Annotated in this window: 18 protein-coding genes and 2 pseudogenes; 9 read left to right on the forward strand and 11 right to left on the reverse strand. The window is 58.2% G+C overall.

All coding sequences use genetic code 11. From position 1 onward, the window contains the following. Positions 1-61 precede the first annotated feature (61 nt). The 7 genes from HB376_RS27550 to HB376_RS27580 all read left to right on the forward strand — a co-directional run bounded on the left by HB376_RS27550 (position 62) and on the right by HB376_RS27580 (position 8,070). Positions 62-1,231, forward strand: coding sequence for a substrate-binding protein (locus HB376_RS27550; protein WP_213766887.1), 1,170 nt, complete (start codon positions 62-64; stop codon positions 1,229-1,231). 75 nt (positions 1,232-1,306) lie between these two features. Then, on the forward strand, positions 1,307-2,140 hold the full coding sequence (locus tag HB376_RS27555) for a branched-chain amino acid ABC transporter permease (RefSeq protein WP_213766888.1): 834 nt from the start codon (positions 1,307-1,309) through the stop codon (positions 2,138-2,140). Further along, complete coding sequence (locus tag HB376_RS27560) at positions 2,133-3,992, forward strand: branched-chain amino acid ABC transporter ATP-binding protein/permease (protein ID WP_213766889.1); 1,860 nt, start codon at positions 2,133-2,135, stop codon at positions 3,990-3,992. The genes HB376_RS27555 and HB376_RS27560 overlap by 8 nt, the downstream gene beginning before the upstream one ends. Continuing rightward, positions 3,989-4,696 (forward strand): ABC transporter ATP-binding protein, encoded by a 708-nt coding sequence (locus tag HB376_RS27565; RefSeq protein ID WP_213766890.1) that lies wholly within the window; start codon positions 3,989-3,991, stop codon positions 4,694-4,696. Before HB376_RS27560 ends, HB376_RS27565 begins: the two co-directional genes overlap by 4 nt. Positions 4,697-4,719: 23 nt before the next feature. Further along, complete coding sequence (locus HB376_RS27570; RefSeq protein WP_213766891.1) at positions 4,720-6,018, forward strand: amidase family protein; 1,299 nt, start codon at positions 4,720-4,722, stop codon at positions 6,016-6,018. Positions 6,019-6,289: 271 nt separating this feature from the next. Next, the gene (locus HB376_RS27575; protein ID WP_213766892.1) at positions 6,290-7,441 is read left to right on the forward strand and encodes a transporter substrate-binding protein; all 1,152 of its coding nucleotides are present in this window, start codon (positions 6,290-6,292) and stop codon (positions 7,439-7,441) included. Continuing rightward, positions 7,438-8,070: an ANTAR domain-containing protein gene (locus HB376_RS27580; RefSeq protein ID WP_213766893.1), complete on the forward strand. Its 633-nt coding sequence runs from the start codon at positions 7,438-7,440 to the stop codon at positions 8,068-8,070. The genes HB376_RS27575 and HB376_RS27580 overlap by 4 nt, the downstream gene beginning before the upstream one ends. A 503-nt stretch (positions 8,071-8,573) precedes the next feature. Here HB376_RS27580 and HB376_RS27585 read toward each other — a convergent pair. The 9 genes and pseudogenes from HB376_RS27585 to HB376_RS27625 all read right to left on the reverse strand — a co-directional run. After that, positions 8,574-8,771: pseudogene (locus HB376_RS27585) on the reverse strand (IS6 family transposase); the annotation flags it as partial. A 32-nt stretch (positions 8,772-8,803) separates the two neighbouring features. Further along, complete coding sequence (locus tag HB376_RS27590; protein WP_213766894.1) at positions 8,804-8,974, reverse strand: hypothetical protein; 171 nt, start codon at positions 8,972-8,974, stop codon at positions 8,804-8,806. Between the two features lie 134 nt (positions 8,975-9,108). Continuing rightward, complete coding sequence (gene glxR / locus HB376_RS27595) at positions 9,109-9,996, reverse strand: 2-hydroxy-3-oxopropionate reductase (RefSeq protein ID WP_213766895.1); 888 nt, start codon at positions 9,994-9,996, stop codon at positions 9,109-9,111. A 26-nt stretch (positions 9,997-10,022) separates the two neighbouring features. Then, entirely contained in the window at positions 10,023-11,000 is a 978-nt protein-coding gene (locus HB376_RS27600) for a D-glycerate dehydrogenase (RefSeq protein WP_213766896.1), read from the reverse strand. A 38-nt stretch (positions 11,001-11,038) separates the two neighbouring features. Further along, positions 11,039-11,467 (reverse strand): heme-binding protein, encoded by a 429-nt coding sequence (locus tag HB376_RS27605; protein ID WP_255631597.1) that lies wholly within the window; start codon positions 11,465-11,467, stop codon positions 11,039-11,041. A gap of 24 nt (positions 11,468-11,491) precedes the next feature. Further along, the gene (locus tag HB376_RS27610; RefSeq protein WP_213766897.1) at positions 11,492-12,493 is read right to left on the reverse strand and encodes a 2-keto-3-deoxygluconate permease; all 1,002 of its coding nucleotides are present in this window, start codon (positions 12,491-12,493) and stop codon (positions 11,492-11,494) included. Between the two features lie 71 nt (positions 12,494-12,564). Beyond that, the gene (locus tag HB376_RS27615; protein WP_213766898.1) at positions 12,565-14,292 is read right to left on the reverse strand and encodes a methyl-accepting chemotaxis protein; all 1,728 of its coding nucleotides are present in this window, start codon (positions 14,290-14,292) and stop codon (positions 12,565-12,567) included. Positions 14,293-14,742: 450 nt separating this feature from the next. Then, a pseudogene (locus tag HB376_RS27620) lies at positions 14,743-15,660 on the reverse strand (ATP-binding protein); the annotation flags it as partial. A gap of 629 nt (positions 15,661-16,289) precedes the next feature. Continuing rightward, positions 16,290-17,513 (reverse strand): EAL domain-containing protein, encoded by a 1,224-nt coding sequence (locus tag HB376_RS27625; protein WP_213766900.1) that lies wholly within the window; start codon positions 17,511-17,513, stop codon positions 16,290-16,292. A gap of 459 nt (positions 17,514-17,972) precedes the next feature. On the opposite strand from HB376_RS27625, the gene HB376_RS27630 reads away from it, so the two are divergent. Beyond that, positions 17,973-18,530 carry a recombinase family protein gene (locus tag HB376_RS27630; RefSeq protein ID WP_213766901.1) on the forward strand — a complete coding sequence of 186 codons (558 nt, stop codon included), beginning with the start codon at positions 17,973-17,975 and terminating at the stop codon, positions 18,528-18,530. Between the two features lie 895 nt (positions 18,531-19,425). Here the strand turns inward: HB376_RS27630 and HB376_RS27640 are convergent. Both HB376_RS27640 and HB376_RS27645 read right to left on the reverse strand, forming a co-directional pair. Continuing rightward, positions 19,426-19,989: a recombinase family protein gene (locus HB376_RS27640; protein WP_213766903.1), complete on the reverse strand. Its 564-nt coding sequence runs from the start codon at positions 19,987-19,989 to the stop codon at positions 19,426-19,428. A 367-nt stretch (positions 19,990-20,356) separates the two neighbouring features. After that, a complete protein-coding gene (locus tag HB376_RS27645) occupies positions 20,357-20,707 on the reverse strand; it encodes a hypothetical protein (protein WP_213766904.1) in 351 nt (116 codons plus the stop codon). 278 nt (positions 20,708-20,985) lie between these two features. Between HB376_RS27645 and HB376_RS41795 the strand changes: the two genes are divergently transcribed. Further along, on the forward strand, positions 20,986-21,561 hold the full coding sequence (locus tag HB376_RS41795; RefSeq protein ID WP_346730596.1) for a transposase: 576 nt from the start codon (positions 20,986-20,988) through the stop codon (positions 21,559-21,561). Positions 21,562-21,725 lie beyond the last annotated feature (164 nt).

Consider the following 21,725-nt stretch of genomic DNA (forward strand, 5'->3'; position numbering starts at 1 on the left):
ATATCCGCCTGCGTTCGCATGATCCACAAAACCTAATCCGACTACTCGTGAAGGGGAAACCATGAAGCCGTTCAAACAACAAATCCTCGTTGGTGCCATCGCGGCACTAGCCGCCATCAACGCCTGCACCAACGCGTTCGCCGCCGATCCCATCAAGATCGGCGTTGCAGTCGGCCTGTCCGGCGCCAACAGCGTGGTGGCCCCAGCCGTGGTGCAGTCCTCACAACTCGCGGTCGACGAGATTAACGCCACCGGAGGTATCCTCGGCCGCAAGGTCCAACTCGAAATCGCCGACGATGCGTCCGGCGCCGTTGGTGCGCAAAAGGCCTACGACACGCTGGTCTTTCAGAAGAACGTGGATGCCATAATTTCGATGGAGACGAGCGCTGCCCGCAACGCCGCGCTTCCGATCATCGCGCGAGGCAAAAAGCCATTCATCTATACGTCGTTCTATGAAGGTCATTCGTGCAGCCCATGGATGTATGTGAACGGGTGGGTGCCGGACCAACAGGTCGCCCCCGTGGTCGACTACTTCATGAAGAGCAAGGGCGCGAAGAACTTCTATCTGGTCGGTAACGACTATGCATTCGGCCGTGGCATGCTCAACTTCACTGCGAAATACATCGCTATGCACGGCGGCAATGTGGTCGGTGAGGAATACTTACCGGTTGATGGTACCGACTGGACGCCGATTCTATCCAAGATCCGCTCGGCGCATCCCGATGCGCTGATCAGTGCGACGGCAGGCGGTGCACCCAACGTGGCGCTCGCCAAGCAGTTGAGGGGATCGGGGCTGACGCTGCCTTACGGCAATCTGGCGATCGACGAAGGTACCGCGAAAAGTATGGGGGACGTTGCCACCGGCATCTACATGTCCGGCTCCTATCTGACGAGTATCGACACGCCCGGGAACAAGAAATTTATCGCCGCCATGGATAAGGCGTTTGGCAAGGATATAAAGACACCGAACGAACTGTCTGAGCCGCAATACGAGGCCTTCTTCCTGTACAAGGCAGCGGTCGAGAAAGCCGGTTCTACGGATCCAGCAAAGGTAATCAAAGCGCTGGGGCAGGTATCGTTCGACGGACCGCGCGGACCGGTGTCGATGAACAAGAGCCGCCATACGCCCCTCGCAATGCGTCTGGGCCAGATTCAACCCGACGGTACGGTGAAGATCCTTCAGACGTTCTCCGACGTTGATCCGGAAGAGCAATGCCCTGGCATCAAATAAACGCGGTTTGGGACAAAGCATCCGCCTGAACGCCCGGCCTCGCCGGTGCGCAGGCGGATGTGACTGGAGACGACAATGGTTCTAGCACTAGATATTTTGACCACCGCGGCGGTGCTGTTCATCGTGACCGCCGGGTTAATGCTGATTTTCGGCGTGATGAAAATCGTCAATTTCGCCCACGGCGCGTTGCTGACGATGGGCGCGTACGCCAGCTTTGTGGTCACCCAACTGAAGCTGAACCCGTGGGTCGGCTTGCCGCTGGCGCTTGTGGTCGGCGCCGCCGTCGGCATGCTCGTCGAGCAGGTGATCGTGCGTCCCCTGTACAAGCGCCCGCTCGACGCGATCCTCGCCACCTGGGGCTTGGGAATCGTCATCGGACAGCTCATTGTCATGGCCTTCGGCCGCGAGGTCCAGTTCGTGGAAACGCCACTGAAAGGCGTCTTCTCCATCGCAGGCACCGACTATTCCGCCTATCGCTTGTTGTTGATCCCAATCGCGCTCGGTCTCTGCGCCCTCATGACCGCGCTTCTCACCGGAACGCGCTTTGGCGTCAAGACCCGTGCGGTGATCATGAATGAGGACTTGGCCCGGGGGCTCGGCATTCATTCAGGCCGCATTCGATTTATTACGTTCAGTATCGGCGCTGCTCTGGGTTCCCTGGCCGGCACGCTCATTACGCCGTTGTCGAGCGTCGATCCCGACATGGGGCTGACCTGGCTGGTGAGTGCCTTCATGCTGGTCATGGTTTCGGGTTATTCGATGGTGAGCCTGCTGGTCACTTGCCTCTTATTCGGTGCTTGCCAGGTTCTGGTCAGCACGTTCGTCAGCCCGGTACTGGGTGGACTGACCATCGCGGTGCTGGCTGCGCTCACGCTGCGCATTCGTCCAAAAGGGTTCTCTCATGGCTAAAGTCAACGCACCGCCGAATCGTGCCGGAGTCGATTCCTCGCAGGGCGAGGAGCGAGTGCACAATCGGCGAAAGATGCATGGGCGCGGATTGCTCATGGTCGGGGGCTTCGCTGCCCTGCTTCTGGCCGCAGGTCCGTTAGTATTCAGCACGTATTTGTTGAACATCCTCATTCAGGCATTCTTCTTTTCGATCGTTGCCGTGACAGTGGATGTCCTTTGGGGATACACGGGGTATCTGACGTTCGGGCAATCGGCCTTCTTTGGTCTTGGGGCCTACGCGGCGGGTCTGGTCTTCACACACGGCGGTTTCTCGGCCGGTTACGTGGTGCTGGCGCTGGGTGTGGCCATCGTGGTGACCGCAGCCGTCGCTGCACTGCTCGGTTGGCTATCCTTCTATCGAGGCGCCTCACCGTTTTTCGCGACCGTGATGTCGCTCGTGCTGCCGATCGTGCTCAGCCAATTGCTGCTGTCCGGTGGTGAATGGACCGGTTCGAGTTCGGGGTTGACCGGCTACGAGACGTTCGATCTGTCTCTTCAGGCCTGGTACTGGATCGCCGGGGGCGCCTTGCTGGTCATCGCAACGCTGGCCTGGCTATTCGTGCGCAGCGATGGCGGCCGCGTGCTGGCGGCCATTCGCGACAATGAATCACGCTGCTCGTACCTTGGTATCAATACGTCGCTTGTCAAGATCATCCTGCTGGTTGCGACCGCGATAATCGCCGGCCTCGCCGGCTTCGGCTACGGCGCGTTTAGCGGCGTGGTCGCTCCTGAACTGACCGGATTTGTTCTCGGTACCCAACTGATCATCTGGGTCGCTCTCGGTGGTCGGGGAACGTTGTGGGGACCGGTTATCGGTGCACTCCTGATCAACGTTGGGACAGCCTATCTCAGCAGTAGCATGCCATTTGCGTGGCAACTGATCCTCGGAGCCGCATTTGTGACGGTGATCGTACTGTTGCCGCAAGGTCTGGTGCCGTTGCTTCTGAAACCATTCCTCCGTCTCACCGGCAACGGTGTTGTACCTGCACTCGTCGAGCGGACCATCCGGGCGGAGCACAAACATGCACCATCAGAATCTGCGCTGGAGATGAACGGCGTCGCCAAACATTTTGGCAGCCTCAAGGTGCTGCAAGGGATCGACCTGAATGCCACCGCCGGCGAGCTGGTTGGCCTGATCGGTCCGAACGGCGCCGGCAAGACGACATTGATGCGCTGCATGAGCGACGGCGCGGAACGTTCTGCGGGTACGGTCGTGCTGTGTGGTCACGATATCCGGCAACTGCCGCCTGACAGGTGTGTGCACTTCGGGTTGGGCCGCAAGTTCCAGAACGCGAACATCTTTGACACCCTTACCGTGTCGGAATGCCTGAGAATCGCGGGCACGATCATCGAACGACCCTCGCTGTTTCAGCGAGCACATACGCTTGCCTTGCCTCCGTATGCGCTCGAGGTGGTTCGCACCACGGGTCTCGATCAAAAGCTGAACGTGGTGGCAAAGGATCTCTCGCACGGGGAACAGCAGGCGCTGGAGCTGGCGATGGTGCTTTCGTTAGAGCCACGGATCGTGTTGCTCGACGAGCCGACCGCAGGATTGACCAAAACGGAGCGCACGCAAATTGGCAACGTGCTCGCCAGATTGGCACACCAGTATCAGCTATGTTGTCTGCTGGTCGAACACGATCTCGATTTCGTTGCCGAGATTGCCACCCGCATCGTGGTTCTGCATCAGGGCCGTATTGTCATGCAGGGCAACTTCGATGAAGTGGTCAACTCGGAGCTGGTGAAGACGATCTATGCCGGAACCGCGCAGAGTACTGTAACCGACGGAACCCCATCTAGGGAGGCGTCATGAGCCAGATTGCATTGAACCTGCAGGACGTGACCAGCGGATACAAGGCGTCGGTTGTGCTTCGCAAGCTGTCGATGACCGTCGCTAACGGCGAGGCCGTCGCCCTGCTGGGCAAGAACGGCATGGGCAAGACCACCTTGCTCAAGACGATCATGGGTTATCTGCCGAAGAAAACCGGCTCTATCAGCATGCATGGGCAGGACGTTACCCGCATGGCGCCGCATCGGATCGCCCGGGCTGGAATCGCCTATGCTCCCCAGGAACATGCGTTGTTTCAGGACCTCACTATCCGCGACAATCTTCGCCTGGGGCTTGCAAAGACATCGATATTTGACGAGCGTTTTGCCGAGATCGAGCCGATTTTCCCGGTATTCAAGAGCCGCTTGAAACAGTACGCCGGTACGCTCTCCGGTGGCGAACAGAAGATGCTGCTGGTCGCCCGTGCCCTCATGATGCGCCCAGCGATTATTCTGCTTGATGAAATCACGGAAGGCTTGCAGCCGTCCGTGATTGACAGGTTAGCCGAAGCGTTGCTGTGGGAGCGCAGGTGTCACGGCACCACGCTTCTGCTAATCGAGCAGAACGTTCCTTTCGCGCTGAAGGTCGCTGACCGCTATGCTGTGCTGAAGCAGGGCGAAATAATCGATCACGGTAACGCGAAGGACAAAGAAGCTGCAGGCTCGATCTTCGAACACCTGCGTGTCTGACACTCCCCAATTACTGAGATCTGGTGAACACAAATTCATTTTATCGACCTGCCTCTGGACTAGATCTGCTCACGCGGATTGGCAACGCCCCGCAAGAGCGCGGTCGCATTATCCTCGACACACTCGCGCGCATAGAGGAGGTCGATCCGGAAGTACGGGCAATGACCGCCGTCGCCCGGCGCGAAGCCTTAATGGTTTCGGCAGTTGCAGCCAAGGGTGCGCTGGCAGGCATGCCAATAGCCGTGAAGGATATTTTCGACACCGATGATCTTGTCACCAGCTATGGCTCGCCGATCTACGAAGGCCACCAGCCCAGATCCGATGCAGCAATCGTCACCCTGTTGCGCCGCAACGGCGGCATCATCGTTGGCAAGACCGTGACCAGCGAGTTCGCCTACATGGCGCCGACCGTGACACGCAATCCGTGTGACATGGCGCGTACCGCCGGCGGATCGTCATCAGGTTCGGCTGCTGCGGTGGCGGCCGGCATGGCACCTTTTGCAATTGGTTCACAGACCGGCGGCTCAACCATCCGGCCCGCGTCATTTTGCGGCATTGCCGGCTACAAGCCGACGCTCGGCATGCTGCCGACCGTCGGCATGAAGTGCTTCTCGTGGTCGTTCGACACCGTCGGTCTGTTTGCCGCCGGTGTGCGCGACGTGGCTTACCTCGCCCAGGTCCTGTCAGGCCGCCAGCTCGCCGTGGGCGGCGTAACGTTTAGCCCGGTGTTCGGCGTTCCGGATAGCTACCCGTGGACGGAGCCGTCAGCCAATGCAAGCGCCGCGCTTGATACCGCCGTACGGGCGATTGAGCGCGCGGGTGGCCGCGTGCGGCGGGTGCGCTTCGGTTCGTGGATGGCGGACATGATCTGCGTACACGACACGATTCAGAGCTACGAAGCCTGGCAGACGTTGAGATACGAGTACGATCATCATCGTGTTGAACTGTTGCCGAAGCTGGCGGCGTTTCTCGACCGGGCAGCCTCGGTTGACACAGCAACTTACGCCAAGGCGTGCATTTTGATGGAACAGGCGAAAGACAGGCTATCCGAGCTCTTCGATGGCATCACCGGATTGCTGACGCCGAGCGCCCCCGATGAGGCGCCTGACGGGCTGGGTTCGACCGGCGATCCGGCGTTCAATCGCAACTGGACCTTGCTGGGATGTCCGTGCGTGAACGTCCCCGGACTCCGGGGCGCCCGTGGTGGTCCGATCGGCGTGCAAGTCATCGGCCGTCCCTGGGAGGATGCACGATGCCTCGACGCTGCTGCGTTCGTCGAGCAGGCGATCGCTGCAAGGACAGGGCATCATCCCGCGATGTAGGCAGCGAACGAAGCGCTGCAACGCGGAGGCCCAATGGGGACGATCATGCGGCAATCGGACAAGGCGGCGTCGGCACACGCTGGATGGTGCGACGACGCATCTAACGGCAGGACAGGGTGACTGCGGTGCGGAAACAGGTCTCCCCTACTATGGATGGAGCAATACCATGACAATCGGAAGCTCATACGACTCTCCTTCGGTGCGGGGGGCGGCACTGGCGGCTGCTCGCAGACAATGCGCGGAAGACACGCGCCCAACCGCTTCGACGGATGTGCATTACGGCACGGGCGAAGATGGCTGGCGCATCGGCGTCCTGTACTCACGGACGGGCGTAACCGCAGCAACCGAATCCGAGCACTTCTTTGGCACCGTCCTCGCAATCGAAGAGGTCAACGCCGCCGGCGGCGTCGACGGGCGTCTGCTCGACCCGGTCGCGTACGATCCGAAGAGCGATCCAGATCAATATCGGCGGCTCGCCACGCGTATGCTGCAGGAAGACGACGTGACGGTGATTTTCGGCTGCTCCACTTCGTCAAGCCGAAAAGCGGTGCTGCCGGTCATTGAGCGCAACAACGCGCTGCTGTGGTATTGCTCGATTTACGAAGGATTCGAGTATTCGCCGAACGTGATCTACACGGGGGCGGTACCCAACCAGAACAGCATGCAACTGGCTGCCTATCTGCTCCGCAATCACGGCCGTCGTTTCTTTCTGGTGGGCGCTGACTATATCTATCCGCGAGAATCGAACCGGATCATGCGAGACATGGTCGAGCAGCACGGCGGCGAAATCGTGGAAGAAGTTTATCTACCCAGCGACGCAGATCCGTCGGCAGTAGAAGCCGTCGTGCAGGAGATCAAGGCCGTCGAACCCGACGTGGTTTTCTCGACGCTGATCGGCCGCGGAGCACGTGCGTTCTACAAGCTGTACCGCGAGCATGACATTGATCCCCGACGCATCCCGATCGCCAGCCTGACGATGGCAGAGGGCGAGACGCGGATGATCGGTCCGGAATTGTGCGGTGGCCACATCATTTCTGCCAGCTACGTCAACTCCCTGAACAACGAGAGCAACAAGCGCTTCCTGAAATCGTGGCAGGCGCGCTTCGGAGATCAGCCTGCCAGCATGTGGTCTGAGATGGCTTACAACCAGGTGCACCTCTTTGCACTGGCCTTGGCTCGCGCCAGAAGTCTTGACACAGCAAAACTGGTAGAGGCGGCCCGCGATGTTGAATTTGATTCACCGGAGGGACTGCTGAAAATCGATCGCGAAAACAACCATTCGATCTTGACCCCTCGCATCGCCGTTTGCCGGCCGGACGGCGCGTTCGACGTGGTGTGGGAAGGTCGGAGTCCGATCAAACCGGATCCCTATCTGACATCGTACGGCTTCGCGGAGTTCTGGCTCGACGGAGAACCGGTATGAACACGGGGGCACGTCGGCTGTTTGACGATCTGCGCACGCTACGCGTCCTCGTGATCCATCCGCCGGGGGATGATCGCAGTGTCTTGGAGGAGCAGTTGCGCCGGATTGGCTGTCCAGTACGCGTGGTCTGGCCATTTCCGTCACAACTGCCGGTAGACGTGGACGTAATTTTCTTCCTCGTGGGCCCGGAACTTCGCAGTACGGGGAGTTGGTGTGCGGCCGACACCGAAGCGACCCTCATCGCATTGTCCGACTACGAAAATCCGACCGCTTTAAAAATGCTCGTCGATACCCAGGCGCACGGCGTGATCACGAAGCCGTACCGCTCCACCGGGATCCTTGGCACACTGGTGCTGGCACGCGCATCTTCCGGCTATCAGCAGCGACTGCATCACAAGATCGGCAAGCTCGAGGAAGCGATCAAGGCGCGACGCCATATCGAGAAGGCCATTCGCATCCTGATGGATGCTCACCGGCTGAGCGAAAATGACGCCTATGAACACATGCGCTCACGCGCCACAAGCCTCCGGGTGACGGTAGGCGAGATCGCTACGATGGTCATCGACGCACACGAAGCGATGGAAAAGCTCGGTCTAGGGAAAGCATCCAAACCCGGCGCAACGGGATGAATTCGCCTACCTGAGCGCCGGCTGGACCGGCTCGATGCATTGCACGGCGACATGCTCGCGCTTGCGCAGGAATTGTCGCGGGAAACGACCGACCGGATCACGGGGATGCGCAAGGAGGAGATCGTCGAGGCCGGCCGCAGGCGAATTCAAACTACCCCGGCGCTGACGCTAACGACCATGATCCGCTCGATGGCCGCGCAGTCTTCGAGGGGCGTATACCGAGATAAAAACCTCACTGTTGCGTGTATAAACTTGTCACTTCGCGTTTTGGGGTTGAGCGCCAGTTTTGCGCATCGGGTGTTCCCTTAAAAGCTATCGGACGAAAACAAGCGACAGAGCTCTGTCATCATCGGCATCTCACGTGATGCTTCGCCGGTTGATCGCGATGTGCCCTTCCCTTCGCAGCACCGGGCGGTTTGAAGCCTGCTCCTGCAATCCGGCTTCGGGAGGCCTACTTCCATCTTCAGTACAGCACCACAAGCTTTCGCTTGTGTTCGCGACACACTTTCGTCCATCCGCCAGCTCTTGCCTACCGGCTGCTTGTACTTACGGAACGTCTTCTCGAACAGCGGCACCAACTCGATCACCCAGCGATGCACAGTGGAATGATCAACCTCAATACCGCGCTCGGCCATCATTTCTTCGAGGTTACGCAAACTCAGTGAATAGGCGACGTACCACCGCCGTATAGCATCGGGCAATAGAACGGCTGGATCGGCTTAACGACATGCAATCACGTCAGATGATCAGGCATTTGCGACGCAACCGCCACAAATCCCAAGAAGGCAACGTCCCCGCCAGCGCATCGAGCGCCGATCTCATGCTCGCGCGGACGGATGCCAAGCGCATGCCACAACGTCAGCAGCGAAAGCAGGCGCCGTTGAACCTTACTGTCGATATCCATTAAGCAGGCCGTTCGGTCACCCACAACAGAGCAGGTAAACCGACTGCGTGAGCACTACCTATAGGTCACCGTTATGCAAAAATCCTTATTGCGATAGAGCCATGCCCGCACCCGGAGCGATGACCTTCACCCGGTTATTCGCCGGCGATCCGATGGTTCGACATGAGCTCGATTGCCTGGCACAGCGCCGAGTGATCCAGCTTACCGTTTCCGTGCGCCGCGCAGGTGTTCATCAATTCCTGCGCGGAAGCGGTATGAGGTAGCGCAAGACCCAGCGCTCTCGCCGCTTGCAACGCAAGATTCAAATCCTTCTGATGCAGCTCGATGCGAAAACCAGGGTCGAAGGTACGCTTGATCATGCGTTCGCCGTGGACCTCAAGGATTCGCGACGCGGCGAATCCGCCCATCAACGCCTGACGTACCTTAGAAGGGTCTGCGCCCGCCTTGGAAGCGAACAGCAATGCTTCGGATACCGCCTGGATGTTCAGGGCCACGATGATCTGATTGGCGACCTTGGTTGTCTGTCCGTCGCCGTTTTCCCCAACGAGCGTGATGTTCTTTCCCATCAGTTCGAACATGGGCTTCACCGCCAGGAACGTTTCCTCTGGACCGCCCACCATGATGGTGAGGGTTGCCGCCTTCGCGCCCACTTCGCCGCCGGACACAGGCGCATCGAGATATGTCGAACCCAACGCGTTGATTCGGGCGGCAAAGTCCTTGGTTGCCATGGGCGAGATCGAACTCATGTCCACCACGATCTGGCCTTTCCCGAGCCCGCTCGCCACGCCGTTTTCGTAGAACAGAACGTGTTCCACGTCGGGTGTATCGGGCACCATGATGAAGATGAATTCCGAATGCTCGGCCACTTCCCGGGCTGAAGCGCATTGGGTTGCGCCCGCTTCCAGCAGGGACGCGGGTACGGAACTGCGGGCATGCACGAACAGCTGGTGTCCCCCGCGCAGCAGATTCGCAGCCATCGGCGCACCCATAATGCCCGGCCCGATAAATCCTACCTTTGCCATGATGTTCTCTTCCTTAGCTGTTGCTGTTACTTGAGTACTTGTAAATTGATGCAGTTGAGCGGCGCTTCGCCCGAGAGGACACGAATCACGTTGTCGGTGACAATCTTGCCCATTGCAAGCCGCGTCTGCGTAGTGGCGGACGCAATGTGCGGAACGATCACCACGTTGTCGAGTTCCGCAAGCCCAGGCGCTAACACGGGCTCGTCCTCGAACACATCGAGCCCAGCTCCCCAGATGACGTTTTGTTTCAAAGCCGCGACGAGCGCTTTCTCATCCACGAGCGGACCCCGCGCCGCGTTGATCAGCACGGCCGTCGGCTTCATCGCGGAGAGCTCCGCGGCACCAATATAGTGATGCGTTTCAGGCAGCAGCGGCAGGTGCAGCGACAGGTAATCGGACTCCCGCAAGAGCGTGGCCTTGTCCACAAAACGGGCATTGTATTGCCGTTCGAATTCCGCGTTTGGCTTTGCGTCCGTGTAGATGATGTTCATATCGAATGCGGCGGCCTTGCGCGCGAACTTCGAACCAATGCGGCCCAGGCCTGCGACGCCGAGCGTCGTATTGTCGACGTCCTGGCCGATGAACGCCATCGGCGCCCAGCCATGCCACCGGCCCGCGCGGACATAGCGTTCCGACTCGGAGATGCGCCGCGCGGTGGCCAACAGCAACGCCCATGCATGCGTTGCGGTGGCGTCGTCCAGCACGCCGGGCGTGTTAGTCATGATCACGCCACGCGCAGTTGCCGCGTCGAGATCGAAGTTGTTGAATCCCACTGCATAGTTGGCAATGATCTTGCATTGCGGCCCGGCGGCATCGAGCACCTCGCCGTCAATCTTGTCCGTGAGCAGGCTGATTACTGCATCGCGGCGTCGCACCGCTTGCAGCAGCTCTTCTTTCGTAAGCGCGCGATCGTGCGGGTTGACTTCGACGTCGTAACGTTCCCGTAGCGTATCGATCGTCTGCTGCGGGATCATTCGGGTGACGTAGACGCTGGACTTTGACATTGTCGGATTCCTGGATTGGCTTGATATGGCTCGTACGATTACGAGCGTGATGTCGATAGCTGGACGAAACCTGTACCTTCGTCCGCCAGCAGTTGATCTTCGGCCGGTGCGAGACCACTGACGCCAAGAGCACCGATCGTCCGGCCCGTGCCGTCTTCGATCAGCGCGCCGCCGGGCAACGCGGTCAGCAAGGCATCGCAAAAATAGCCTATAGCGAGATCCTCGCGGCGCAGCCGCTCGAGAAACGCCGTGGTCGTTGAGCCCATGCGAGTGGATGTGAAGGCCTTCTGTTGGGCGAGCGCGATGCTGCGCACCGGCGCGCCATCAGCGCGGACAAACCCGATAAGAAACCCGTGCGCATCACACACAGCGACGCACACGGGCTTGCTGAAACGTTCCCTTGCCTGTGCCACGCAGTGGTCGAGAAGACGTTGCACAAGTTCGAGATCAAGCTCTACCATGGCCATGCAGTGCCTCGGGTTGAATGCGGGTTAGCGATTGATGACAGGCTGCGGACTTTCGGCGACGGACTCGCTGGTGGCCGCTGCCTGTTGTGCGTCGAGCGCGCGTCGTTTGACGCGGCGATGAATGAAAGCGGTCAGGATTGGCGTCAAGATGGCGGTCACGATCACGGCGGCCGCAACCTGGATGGTCGCAATGGGAGCAATGGCGGCGTATGTCGGATCGGCAATTGCCACCGCCTGCGGCGTGCCGGCCGCGTTCCCGGCGGTGCTCGACGCTGCAGCACCCGCGACACCCGAGCCGCCCAGCAGGCGGTCGGCGGTGATGCAGACGATCCCGGTAATGACCACAACCGCTATACCCAGGAGGATACCCGGCAGGCCAGCGGTCGTGACCGATTTAAGGTTGATACCCTCGCCTAGCGTAAAGGCCATGAACGGCACGATGATCGGCTCGTGATTGCCGAAGAAATCGCGTAATTCCTCGTCCAGATTGCCGAGAAGCGCGCCTGCTGCGATCGGGGCAATGACCGACACCATGGTCAGCCAGGGAATGACCGCGAGCCCGGCACCTACCAGCACAAGCATCGTGACGAAGGGACCGGTTTCGATACTCTGGGCGACATATGTGCCGGCGTCCTCCTTGGTCCCGAAAGTGCTGGTAAGCGCGAGGAACATGCCGCCGTTGGTGTCGTTCATCGCCGCGAGCAGCGCTAGCGTCGTGAGGCCAAGAAAGTTTCCGTGGAACAAGTGCGCAATGCCAAGCGCCAGCAACACCGCAACGCCGACCTTGGCGAATAGAATGCCAAAGCCGCGCTTGAGCATCTTGGGCGCCGCGCGCAACGTCATCTTGGTGCCGGCCGTGAAGAGATACATAGCCAGGATAGTGGGATATCCGATGTTCGTTAACGCCTGTGTAAAGCCGCCAATCTTTAGCGCGTTCGGTGCAAAGGTATTCAGCAACATGCCAATGAAGAGCGGCACGACCATCAAACCACCCGGTACTCGATTCACCGCTTGATAAATGCGCACTGTTGTCTCCTCCTGAAGCTTCGGGGGTCGCCGTTCGGGCAACGGATATTCGGCTCGATTTTCGATGCCGGTTAGAACGTCTGCCAATCAGTCGCGGTCGCAAGCGCGGGAGAACCGGTTGCCGTGGATGCCAACCTGGATGGCTGTGCAAGGGTGGGCCGCGCCTTGGTGGGCGTCACCACGACTGTCTTGCCCGTCGGCCGACGCGTTGCCGGGACGAGAGGCGCGGGCGTTGAGCCAGAGCCACCGACCTTGAAAATAGCCGCAGCTTCACGTAGTGCTTGGGTTTGTTCAGCCACTGACTGCGCTGCTGCCGAGGCTTCCTCCACCAAGGCGGCATTTTGCTGGGTCACCTCGTCCATCTGGCTAACTGCCTGGTTGACCTGTTCGATACCGGTGCTCTGCTCGGCAGAAGCATCGGCAATCTCCCTCATGATCGCGCTCACACGTGCAATTGCCCCGATGATCTCGGAGTTGGTCGAGCCAGAGCGTTCGACCAACTCCGAGCCTGCTTCCACGCGGGCGGTCGACTCGCTGATTAAACCCTTGATTTCCTTGGCGGCCCCGGCGCTGCGTTGGGCGAGTGAGCGCACTTCGCTTGCGACCACCGCGAAGCCGCGGCCCTGCTCGCCCGCACGCGCGGCTTCGACCGCCGCGTTCAATGCCAGAATGTTGGTCTGGAATGCAATACCTTCGATCACCCCTACGATCTCGGCGATCTTGCGCGAATCGCCAACGATGTTCTGCATTGTCCCGACCACCTGCTCCGTCAGCTTGCCGCCTTGCTCAGCCAGTCCCGATGCACCTTGCGCGAGTTGGCTTGCCTGCTTTGCGCTTTCAGCCGTCTGCTTCACCGTCGACGTCAACTGCTCCATGCTAGCCGCCGTTTCCTCCAGCGAGGCTGCCTGCTCTTCCGTACGCTGTGACAGATCACTGTTGCCCGTGGCAATTTCGATCACACCAACGTTTATCGATTCCGTACCATCGCGCACGGTGCCGACCATCGCAATCAGCGAGTCCTGCATCTTTTGCAACGCGGCACTTAGTTTGCCCATCTCGTTGTCGCCCTTCGTAACGATCCGGCCGGTCAGATCACCCTCCGCGATACGGTCAAAATGGGCAATGGCGGCGTTAACTGGATCGACTATGGCACGCACCAGCGCCGCGCGGGCTCCCCATCCCGCCAATAGTCCAAGCCCGAGCCCAACGGCGACTACAAAGCTGACAGCCTTGAAGCGGTCTTGGGCCTCTTGATAGCGTTGCGCACCGCGATCAAGCTGAACTTTTTCGACCGCGCCCATCGCTTTGCCGTACATGTTGTAAAGCGCGGGCAGCGTGTGCGCCTGTAACTGCAAGAAGGTTGGTCTGTCGCCAGCCTTGATCGCAGCGAGTGCAGGCTCCAGGCCTTCACGCAGGAACGTCGTGCGCTTGTCCTGCATGTCCTTGACGAGTCGCTGTTCCTCGTCGCCGGAGCCGGCTTGACTCAAAAAGTGGGACAAACGATCATTTGACAACTCCACGTAATGATCGAAGCGCTGGAGGACGGCCTTCGCGCCATCTTGATCGTTTAGTTCGGCAAGCGACGCGTAGGTCGCAAGCGCGAGACGTGCATTCAACAATTGCCCCGCCGTGCCTTCGAGATCTGCCACTGCAGGTGTGTCGACGGTGTACATCAGTTGCAACGATTCGTTACTAGCGCGCATGGACAAAAGTCCAATCGCGGCCCCTACCACTAAAGCGAGCCCGAAAAAGACAACTATCAGGCTCAGGCTGGCGCGAATCGACAGGCTCTTCAACATATTGCGGCTCTCCCGCTAGATGATTATTTGACGCGCTGCCAATCGCGCGCTTTTTTCGCGAGGTGCGCAGCGCCGATATTCTGCAATTAAGCAGGGACTACTTAGGTCAACGACCAATGGGTGAAAAACTTTAGGACTCTTGGTAAGTTTCGTTGTCGTACTTGACCGGGGCATCATCAACTCGGCGAAATTCTTCAGCACCTTGGATCTGAAGACGTCCGGCCAGCCCTTACTGGACGACCTTCGTACCACCCGGGATGAGGCATAAGCTCTGCATTTACGCTCACCTGATCCATATTCAATTCCGTCGTCGCTTTGAGTGCGAGGCCCAGCACAACGTTGGATTGATGTGGCTCATCAGCCGCTCAGCCCGCCGCGGCAACGGCATGGCAAGCGGACCGCAGGTCGATCCGCCCCTCTGCTTATGGATGGCGCCCCCTCTCGCGCCTTTCAATATGAAAGAGGCGTGCTGAAACAAATAGTACTGTCAACGTCGCTGGAAACTTCAGCCGCTGTGCATTCCGCGTACTGCTGCGCTACCGGCAAGAAAATGCGCACGCATAGACCACCGTCCGGGTGATTATGGACGTCGCAGCGCCCGCCGCTATCGTGGGCGAGGCGCGCTACTATCGCGAGCCCCAGACCATAGTGCCCTTTACCGGCATATGCGTCACCGAGCCGCACAAATGGCTTCATGGCTGCGGCCATTCGGTCCTCCGGGATACCTGCACCGTGATCCCGGACGCTGATGATCCAGTTCCTTTCGTCGCGCGAGGTCGAGATATCGATAGGGGGCGCCCCATGTTCGAGCGCGTTGTCGACCAAATTTGTTATCAGCCGATCGAGCACTGTGCGATGGAGTGTGAACAGCGGACCGGCCTTTGGATCAAGCCTGACCCGTGGTACCTCGGCGCTATGGGTAATCGAAAACCGTTCGCGCAGGAAAGTCTCGACAGCAACGGGAGCCCCTGCATCTGCCCTTTGACCGGTGAGAACGAGAAACTGATGGACGATATCCACGAGCGAATCTATATCGCGGGTGAAATCCATTCGATCATTTTCTGTGCCAATCACAGCGGCGCGCTGCTTGAGTCGTATAAGCGGAGCCTTTAGGTCATGCGCGACGCCCGCCAGCACTACGGCCTCGTGATCGCTGGCTTCGTTCATGTGCCGCATCATCTCGTTGAACGACGTGATCAGATCACGCAACTCTAGCGGTCCCTGCACGATAACCCCTTCAGGACGCCCGCCTACGCCGAATTCGTATGCAGCGTCCTCGACGCGCGACATTGACTGCAATAGCTGTCGTTTCGCGAGCAGCAACAGAATCAGCGTCAACAATAGTATCTTCAATGCCTCGACGACAAAGTCGAAGTACTGCACGTGTATGAATGACATGATTAAAGTTGCTGATCTGCTTTGCGATCATAGGTATCGCTGACGGGCGTCAGTCGGTACTGCGATTTTCCTTGGTTCAAACCAACATAGAAGCGACGAGTAGCCTCCACTCTTGCTGAGTTGTTTCCGATTCTTTCCACCGTCCAGGGTGCTTGAAAAACGCACAATCGAGTATTTCCTCGAGACAACGAATCGGGCGGTCATCGACAGGCCACCATCAAGGAAACCTGCCTTCCTCTCCAGCATCTTTGCCAATGGGCGCGTCGCTGACATTGCCCGCCACTGTTACGCTAAGTGCGCGTCCGGGCGAGTTCTCTCCACTGCTATTGCTCGTGAATGTGAATCAGGCCGGAGGGCTCGCGGGACGTCCGTGCCGATGGCCGACAACTGACCCAGTGGCTTCCCGTTCGCAGGCGAAATCACGGTCATTAGCGCAAACGACACCGCCGAAACCGCGAGACGGCTCCCCGCGCTGTACCGTGCCAGGTGTTCCCGGCATCTCACGAGGTGCTGCTCGGTTCGTTCGCATGGAATGATGGGGCTCGTGTCAATCCCCTCCCCATATGAGTTGTGATCTCGCTGCACGACTATCGACGGCGTTACATGCGGGGGCCCGACTTCGAAAACAGATACCCTTGGAGCCAGTCAGCGCCACTCGAACGCGAAACCTCCGCATCGTCCGCGCTTTCGACACCCTCGATAACCACGCTGGCCGCGCAAGTTTTAGCTAAGCCCACCAACTGTCGGAAGCGCTCGGCCCCGCGTACGTCCCGCCCCGCTTGTCGCAAATAGACTGCGTCTATCTTGACGATGTCGACACCAAGCTCTACCAGCGCGTGTACGTTGCTATGGCCGGCACCAACGTCATCAAGCGCCACCCGACAGCCCAAAGACTGCAGCGATTTCACGAAGACCCGTACCTCCGTAGTCGCCATTAGGGGGGTAGTCTCCGTGATCTCTATAATTAACCTAGCGGCGATGTCCGGTTCTTCACTGAGCGTTTTTACGATAAATGCCCACCATGCATCGAGCGTCGCGCTTTGCGCCGATACGTTGCATCCCAGACTGATGTCCCGATTGAGCCGCAAGGCGTCAATCACTGATTCAACCACCCATTGATCCAGCCTTCGCACGAGCCCAAGTCGCTCAAGGGCCGCAACCATAGCGCCGACACGAGTGGCAACGCCTTCTTCTATCTGACAGAGCAACGCTTCGAAATATCTGACTGTCGATTCGCCGTTGGCATCGTGAACAGGCTCCCACTCGAAACCAAGCCGATCTTCGTCCATCGCGTTGAAGAGTGTTGCAGCAACGCTCATATCGGCAACATAGCGCTCCCGCCACTCTTGGCCACTGCGACCTTCCGCAATTGCGTTCACCCCTACTGCTGCGATGTTGAAAGGGGCGTCATTCCAGAGAGCCACCCTCGCGGCTATCACCGGGAAAACAGTACCTTCGCTAGTCTCGACCGGCCTATCGCCCAAGGCAAAAAAGATACGTTCAAGGAGAACGGTTGCTCGAGGCGCATGCATTTCCCCCCATGGGTGAGAGCCGGGCGGAGAATCGAAGACAAACAGGAGATGTGCTCCGCACATAGTCAGTATTCCGCCGTCCGCTTGGCACACCTGGCGCGCTCGCTCATGCACGACGTTACGCATGGTGGAAGCTATAACCGAGCCATGGGCATTTTCTACTTGGGAGAAGTTGGTGATCGAGGCAACGATGCAAATCGCATCAGGACAAGATGGCTCGCCAGCGGAGTCCACCCCGAGGCGGGACAGGGGCACGATCAAGGCTGGCAGGAGATACAGGCGATTGCTCATGCGGCCACCACCCGGGCATGGTGGCCATTACTTGAAATGACGACCGGGAAGTACCGCCGCGCCTGAAGTAATTCAAGTATCGGACTCGGCAACACACCGCAATGCTCCGTGCGGCAAATCGGCGCGAAGTTGTGTTCCGGGACGCACGAGCGTTCGCAAGCGACCTGCCCGGCAACGATGTAATCAGCGGCCTGAAGGCCCGCGGTACGCCTGATTGCGCGTCGAATGGAAGGTGCAAAAAGGGTCGCTTATGTCACTATCCATTTTAACTGCTGAACTTGCAGATAACTAACGGAAATCCGGGGCTTTGGTGCGCTCGCCAACACACAAACCGACAAGGGCGAAAGGGACCCTTTATGTCAAAAATTGTGTGAATGCCTGTTGATGAAATGAGACTGGCGCTGTTTGTCGCCTTGTTTCCGAAGTCTGAATCGTTCTATCTTAGCAATCCTCGAAATCATGAAAATCGGCTACGCACGTGTATCGACAGAAGAGCAAAACCTTGATCTCCAAATCTCCGCACTGACCGTCGCGGGATGCGATACGCTCTACGAAGATCACGGCGTCTCCGGGACCACGTTTTCCCGGCCGGGTTTGGACGCGGCATTACTGAAGTTGGGAAAGAACGATACCCTCGTGGTCTGGCGTCTCGATCGATTGGGGCGCTCATTGAGCAAGCTGGTCGAATTGATGGAGAGCCTGAACAAGCGCGAAGTGCACTTTGTTTCGCTGACGGAATCGATCAGCACGACATCTTCGGGTGGGATGTTTATGTTTCACATGATGGCCGCCCTCGCGCAGTTTGAGCGGTCTCTGATCAGCGAGCGCACCATCGCTGGTATGAAGGCGGCCCGCGATCGAGGACAAAGGATCGGTCGGCAACGCTCGCTGACGCCCCAGCAATGCGAAGAGGCCGTTCTTCTTTTAACCGATGGCTCAACTGCCGATGTTGCGGCTAAGTTCAACGTCCATCCGCGAACGCTTCAACGCATGCTTCGTAGAGCAATAGACTCATGAAGCAAAATCGGGGGGTCCGCCAACCGCCTCGGAGGGTAAAATCCTGGTGTCTTGAACATTCGATGAAGTGCCCATGTCAAAACACACTCGCTTAATCAATGAAAATTGGGCATGCTCAAGCGTCGCTCGATGACCGGAAGCTCGACTCACAAATATCCGTATTGAGAAACTTCAGATATTATGGTTTCCTCACCAATTGCGGCATTGTCGGCAGGGAATTTGTACGTCAAGGTCTCGACGCTGCGCTCGCAGTCCTTTCCAAGGGCGACGCTCTGATGGTTTGCCGACTTGACCGTCTGGGATGCTCGTTACCGAGACTCGTCGAACTAGTCAATCAATTGAGGCACAGAGGCATCGGAGTCGCGTCGCTCTCGGAATCGATCGATACATTCGGTGCACGAAGCGATCTCTTCTTTCGCGTCATGGGCGCACTCGCCCGTGTTGAGCACAACATGATCGGTGAGCGCATCCGGGTCGGCATGCATGCTGCGCATGCGCTCGGTCGGCATGTCGGGAGACGGAGATCGCTGAGCGCCGGCAATGCGAGGAAGCGAGGCAGATGCTTGATTCACATCCATTGACAAGAGTCGCAGAGCGATTCCAAATTCACCATGCACACTCAGGCGGAGCATGCGCACTCAGGCGGAGCATGCGCAGAGGAAACAATAGACCTTCAGGAGCGGTATTTGTTCGTGACGATGAGTGAAGAATGCGGTCGATGAGCCCAGATTGACAAGAGGTTGCTCCTCCCTTTGCACTTTGGATCCTAAGTTCGAGCCGCCTGCTGCAGCATGCCTATCGGTCTTATGGAAAACTCGGCGTCGCTCCGTCAGTAGCTTAGCAGCCATTCCGGTGAACCTGACCATCGTAAATAGCGGGTCATGGTCCCAAAATCCTACTGCGGCATTGCGCCCCTGTCGCGCACTCGGCGCAACAGCGTACGCGGATGAATTTGGAACCGCTGTGCAACCAGCGCCGTACTTTGCGATACCAGGAGTTCAAGTGCCTCGTCGCACTGATCTGGCGTCAACGAACGTCGACGACCAAGCGGTCGGCCACGGGCTCGAGCAGCAGCCATTCCCGCACGCGTCCTTTCCCCAATTAATGCGCGTTCAAACTGGGCCAGTGCGGCCATGATATGAAAAACCAGCACGCCTCCCGATGAAGTTGTGTTGATGCATTCCGTAAGCGATGCAAATTGGATCCCAGCGCTGCCCAACTGGTCAACAAGCTCCACCAGCTTGCGAAGAGACCGCCCTAATCGATCGAGCCGCCAGACAACAAGCGTATCGCCTTCCCGTAATGTCGCGAGGGCGGAGTCGAGCCCTGGCCGGACAAATTTGGACCCGGAAATTCCATGATCCGAGAATACCTTATCGCATCCTACCCCGTTCAGTGCCGCAATCTGCAAATCCAAACTCTGGTCTTCCGTTGACACCCGTGCGTATCCAATTTTCATTTTTAGTAGATTTTATAAAGTTTCAACTACACTAAACCGTATGCCTTGAAGCAGACGGACCTTAAGCCTATATCGTTATACAGAAGTGGCCCGGGGTCGCTCCGAAGGGCCTGACTGGATAAGAACGAAGAGAGGCGCTAGGAGTTGAAAAAATAACGGGCTATTCAAGATTTTCCGCATCTAGCCAGATACTTTTATTATCATTTATTTGATCAGGCAATATTTTGACGAAGCCACCCCGTGCAGCACCTTTTCAACGAATCAATGCCGTTGTATTTTCCAAGGCATTCGAACGTCTGACAATACGCTTATGACGGCAGCTTATTCGCAACCAGTGACCGTGCAATATGCAACTCGCTCTGCAATTTCAATGAGCGCTCACGATTGACTGGAACTGATCGAACAAGAACATTTCTACCGCGAGCCTCGTGGCCGCTCGGCGTCTTGGCGTGCGTAAATTTCCTTTGCTTGAGACGACCCCGACTATGCCGTCTGTCAGCTTGTGGTCGATCTGAACGTCGTGCTTTGGAAAGTTGCGACCTTTCAGTACGACCCATATGGAACCGGCACCCCGCCCTTTCACGGGTCTCATGACAAGATCAGGGTAGTTCGGACGCACGATTTCCCAATAGGCGTGATGAAACGCGGTATGGGCCGTATGCAGGACGAGTTGATAGCCGCGGCGTGCCTGCTTGATCGCGTGTTCGATTACTTTCAACTGGTTGCGGGTTTTTCGATGGGGCTGAATTTGTCTGCGAGCGTCGTTGGGACTGGTTGAGACACTTTGCACGCTCGGATCGATTAAAGTTCAGATTTGCGAACATGGCGGATGACTGGAAGTCGATGCAGGCAAGCGATTCCAACGAAATTAAGCCTTGAGCAGTTTGAACAATTTGTCTTGCCGCATCTGAGCCGAGGCAGGCGGGGACCCGCTCCAACGCTGGCGTTGCACACCCTCTTCAATTACGTCCTGCAGATGCTTTACACCGGCTGCCAGTGGGAAGCACTGGCGATCAAGATGAACGCCCGAGGCCTCCCCGAGATTCACTACACACTATCTATCCGGCGAAGAAAGGCGGCGACAACCTGGGATACAGCGGACACAAACATCTCAAGGGCAACAAGGTCGTGGCTTGCTGCGATCGTGACTGCAACATCATCTCGCCATTCATTGCCGCTGCGGGCAACCGCAATGAATCGCCCTTGCTGCGTGATGCGCTGCCCAAACTAAGTGAGATGGCCCGCGCCATCGGCATGAACCTACGCGGTTCAACGGTGAGCCTGGACGGCGTCTACGACTGCCGGGCCAACCGTCGGGCCATCTTCAACCGGAACATGCGTCCCGATATTCCCGAAAATCGGCGGGGCCGTAAAACACCCAAGCGGGGTTGCAAGCGGCACTTCGACGCGGCGATCTTCGAGGAGTGCTTTCGCACGATCGAGCGCGTGTTCGCCTGGGAGGACAAGTTTCGCCGTCTGCTGCTTCGCTTTGAGCGGATTAGTCAGGTGCACTATGCGTTCAAGGCGCTCGCCTACACACTAATCAATCTGCGGCACTACTGCCGCAGTTAAGATCGAGCACCGGACGCTCGTGTTTTCTCGCGGCGCATTGCGCCGTGGTTCCTCTCGTTTGCAGCATGCCGACGCATTCGCAAAACCACTCATCTCTTCGCGTCTCACGCCTGATCATCGCCATTTATCATGGCTCGCAGGCTCTCACAACCATGCTACGGCCG

Origin of the sequence: Caballeronia sp. dw_19, assembly GCF_018449515.1 — a bacterium.
GTDB lineage: Bacteria > Pseudomonadota > Gammaproteobacteria > Burkholderiales > Burkholderiaceae > Caballeronia.

What these genes read in the sequence shown, in the direction of transcription:
- HB376_RS27550 (WP_213766887.1), top strand. Translation starts at nt 62, where the DNA reads ATGAAGCCGTTCAAACAACAAATCCTCGTTGGTGCCATCGCGGCACTA.
- HB376_RS27555 (WP_213766888.1), top strand. Translation starts at nt 1,307, where the DNA reads ATGGTTCTAGCACTAGATATTTTGACCACCGCGGCGGTGCTGTTCATC.
- HB376_RS27560 (WP_213766889.1), top strand. Translation starts at nt 2,133, where the DNA reads ATGGCTAAAGTCAACGCACCGCCGAATCGTGCCGGAGTCGATTCCTCG.
- HB376_RS27565 (WP_213766890.1), top strand. Translation starts at nt 3,989, where the DNA reads ATGAGCCAGATTGCATTGAACCTGCAGGACGTGACCAGCGGATACAAG.
- HB376_RS27580 (WP_213766893.1), top strand. Translation starts at nt 7,438, where the DNA reads ATGAACACGGGGGCACGTCGGCTGTTTGACGATCTGCGCACGCTACGC.
- HB376_RS27590 (WP_213766894.1), bottom strand. Translation starts at nt 8,974, where the DNA reads ATGGATATCGACAGTAAGGTTCAACGGCGCCTGCTTTCGCTGCTGACG.
- glxR (WP_213766895.1), bottom strand. Translation starts at nt 9,996, where the DNA reads ATGGCAAAGGTAGGATTTATCGGGCCGGGCATTATGGGTGCGCCGATG.
- HB376_RS27600 (WP_213766896.1), bottom strand. Translation starts at nt 11,000, where the DNA reads ATGTCAAAGTCCAGCGTCTACGTCACCCGAATGATCCCGCAGCAGACG.
- HB376_RS27605 (WP_255631597.1), bottom strand. Translation starts at nt 11,467, where the DNA reads ATGGCCATGGTAGAGCTTGATCTCGAACTTGTGCAACGTCTTCTCGAC.
- HB376_RS27615 (WP_213766898.1), bottom strand. Translation starts at nt 14,292, where the DNA reads ATGTTGAAGAGCCTGTCGATTCGCGCCAGCCTGAGCCTGATAGTTGTC.
- HB376_RS27625 (WP_213766900.1), bottom strand. Translation starts at nt 17,513, where the DNA reads ATGAGCAATCGCCTGTATCTCCTGCCAGCCTTGATCGTGCCCCTGTCC.
- HB376_RS27630 (WP_213766901.1), top strand. Translation starts at nt 17,973, where the DNA reads ATGAAAATCGGCTACGCACGTGTATCGACAGAAGAGCAAAACCTTGAT.
- HB376_RS27640 (WP_213766903.1), bottom strand. Translation starts at nt 19,989, where the DNA reads ATGAAAATTGGATACGCACGGGTGTCAACGGAAGACCAGAGTTTGGAT.